The organism is Xanthomonas prunicola, from assembly GCF_002846205.1.
In the GTDB taxonomy this organism is placed as follows: Bacteria; Pseudomonadota; Gammaproteobacteria; order Xanthomonadales; family Xanthomonadaceae; genus Xanthomonas; species Xanthomonas prunicola.
In genome coordinates this window covers 1-2,682 of the sequence record NZ_PHKV01000043.1, presented here as the reverse complement: position 1 = coordinate 2,682, position 2,682 = coordinate 1, and the positions used below count along the sequence as shown (strand labels likewise).

The following is a 2,682-nucleotide window of genomic DNA, read 5'->3' as shown; positions in this document are numbered from 1 at the left end:
CAGCGCCAATGGCCTGGTCAAGGGCTGGGACGGGCAGAAGCTGCAGCAGCAGGTTAGTGCCGGGGCCGAGATCACTGCGACGTTTGGGCAGCAGGCGAGTAAGGAAATCGGTGACTATGCTGAAAAAAAGACCAAGGAAGCGTCGCTGTTACGTCTGCAAGCAGAAACGACAACCGACCCAGATCAACGTGCTGCGCTGTTAGGTCAGGCAGAGCAACTCGAAGGTCAGTGGGGTAACGACGGCACGTTGCGAGTGCTGGCACACGCAGCTGTTGGCGGACTGACAGGTGGCCTACAAGGCGCTGCGGGCTCGGCGGCAGGTACACTCACGGCCCCCGCTGTTGCCAGCGCACTGAAGAACGCCGGTGTGGATGGCGTACTGGCAGATTCATTGACTGCACTGGCATCGACGACAGTCGGCGCAACCGTTGGTGGTACGGCTGGCGGTACGACAGCAATGAATGAAGTCGCCAACAACTATTTAAGCCACGAGCAACTTTCCATCGTTGAGCGCCTGCTAGAAAGCTGCGATGGCGATGCCACCTGTAGAGAGGGAGTTATCGCGCGAGCCAGCGCTAAGTCACAGCTTCAAGACGCGCAAATGCAGTTCGCTTGTACGCTTGCGCCTTCCAGTGAGGCATGTGCTTCGCAAATGACACAGGCGATCGGCTATAAGGAAGATTACTCAACTGCAGAAACACTTGGACTTCAGAAAGATTGGCTAAGAAGCGCGCAGTCGCTGAATTCTTATGTCAACACAGCCCAGGGAGCACCTTTCAGGCAATACGTTTTTGAGGGAACCGGCCTTCAGGCCGTCTATCTTTCACCCACAGAGACCTACGTCGCAAAAATTGGAGAATTTACTGGTTCCACGTACACGTCAATTGAGAAAAATGGCTTCTGGTCGAAAGAAACTGGTCTTGCAATAGGCTTAGGGCTCACTGAGCTTGCTTCTGCCAAAGTCCGGGCCGCCATGAATATGGCGGGCACAAACGAAGGATTTGGTGGAGGTGCGAAGCAGCCCTATACGCCTTCGGGCGAGCGGTCTAATGAAGTTAATGTCAACGGTGGCCCGTCTCTTAAAGACAGCCCTTACGCTCCAGGGAATGTAGAAAATAGAATCAAGCCTCCGTATGTTGCAAATCCGGCCCACGACACCAAAAGTCCACTATTCAACCCGAGAAAAACACCCGAGCCGTCCGATGCGGCAGATGTATACAACTCCAATGTAGTAAGAGCTGGAATGGGTACATGGTATGGAAAGTCCAGCGACGGCAGCATCTACAGATACTTTTCTGACAACGCTGGCGGTGTTCATTTCAGTGGCACAGTCCCTCGTAGCTCAGTAAATAACTCAGCGCTTAAGGAGCTCGACAAAAAATGATTTTTGGTGAGAAAAATATATTCGCAGTGGAAATGCAGCTGGACAACAACAGCGGCGGGCAGTGGATGCTAGGTAAATTCTGTTATTGGTTAAATGGGGAAAGAGTAGGAAATTTCGAAGATGGCACGTCCCTTAGAGATGTCTATCTTCAAATGACGCAAATACTTAGAATAAAAGACAGAAACCTTAGCGGTCCAGATTTAAGCTTTGTTGAAATTCATCGCGCTATTAACGAATCGATTTTCGGAGAAGAATCCGTCATAAGTAATGCTGCGGATTACTTAGCGGCACCGCCGGTAGATGTTTTTGACGACTTTAAAGTATTTGTTTTCTCAAAAAAAAATGACGAATACACTATTACTTATCAAAAAGAAGGCCATGAAATAAATTTCATTTGCTTGCCACGGATTAAATTTCTCGAAACACTTCATCAATCCTATGAAGCAATGGGTAGTATTTATGATAACGCGATCAATTCCGGCCCGTGAAATAAACAACTATTCTCCAACATTAATTCTATAGCTCGACCCTCAACTTGAGCGCTACAGGTTGGCATCTTCAGGAAGGATTATTCAACCTTTCCTCTGGGTGTAAGAGTTGCGCAAGTTAAAACGATGACCTCTGCAGTGGCAGCCTATAATGGATCAGTTAAGAATAATAGGCTTACGCGAATAAATGGCCGGACATATACCGCTCAAAAGATGGCTCGCTTTTTGCTGGTGATAGGCAGCATGGTCGGTTTGAAGTGATCGAAGCAACGACCGGAAGGCATCTTGGTGAAGTAGATTTTTCTCTACCCCTTTAAGGCCCGCGGCACGCGACAAATCCCACGACCTCAAGGTTAAATAAATATGCACTGGATTAAACTTTTAGATTACGAAGGCGACAGCTTATGTCGAGGTGGTTTTATAAGAGTAAACGGCTCTTTCCCATATGAAAAAATAGTCGAATTCATGCTTTATGAAACTGGAGAAGCTGATAGGCCCTATGGCTTAATAGTTGCGTCTGGCTACAAGGCTGGATTAAAGCTCGTCAACCTTCCCGGCGATAGCCTCGCGTCAAAGGGCGGCGTTTCTAAGAGCTGGGTTATATCTAACTGGGATCGATGGATATATCCCGAGTGCGAAATTAATGAGGCTTATTTCCTTGAACAACGCGAACTAGTTATAGAGAGTTAACTTTAAATTAGATTTATTTAACCTGAGACAGGAGCCGCGTAACAGCGCGGCACCAGGCTGAAAGACGCGTTGCTTTCAGCAAACACGGTCCTGGCCGACATCGGCGGCGACCTCAACATC

General features: G+C 48.5%; 2 protein-coding genes and 1 pseudogene. All 3 read left to right on the top strand.

Features of this window, described 5'->3' with window-relative positions:
* A pseudogene (locus XpruCFBP8353_RS24155) lies at window positions 1-1,384 on the top strand (DUF6862 domain-containing protein); the annotation flags it as partial.
* Window positions 1,381-1,872 (top strand): Imm42 family immunity protein, encoded by a 492-nt coding sequence (locus XpruCFBP8353_RS22905; RefSeq protein ID WP_101365248.1) that lies wholly within the window; start codon window positions 1,381-1,383, stop codon window positions 1,870-1,872. The pseudogene XpruCFBP8353_RS24155 and the gene XpruCFBP8353_RS22905, both read left to right, overlap by 4 nt.
* Before the next feature lie 363 nt (window positions 1,873-2,235).
* Window positions 2,236-2,562, top strand: a complete 327-nt coding sequence (gene imm45 / locus XpruCFBP8353_RS22900; RefSeq protein ID WP_207759713.1) for an Imm45 family immunity protein — start codon at window positions 2,236-2,238, stop codon at window positions 2,560-2,562.
* Window positions 2,563-2,682: the final 120 nt, after the last annotated feature.

Coding starts and splice junctions, on each gene's coding strand:
- XpruCFBP8353_RS22905 (WP_101365248.1), top strand. CDS start 1,381: ATGATTTTTGGTGAGAAAAATATATTCGCAGTGGAAATGCAGCTGGAC.
- imm45 (WP_207759713.1), top strand. CDS start 2,236: ATGCACTGGATTAAACTTTTAGATTACGAAGGCGACAGCTTATGTCGA.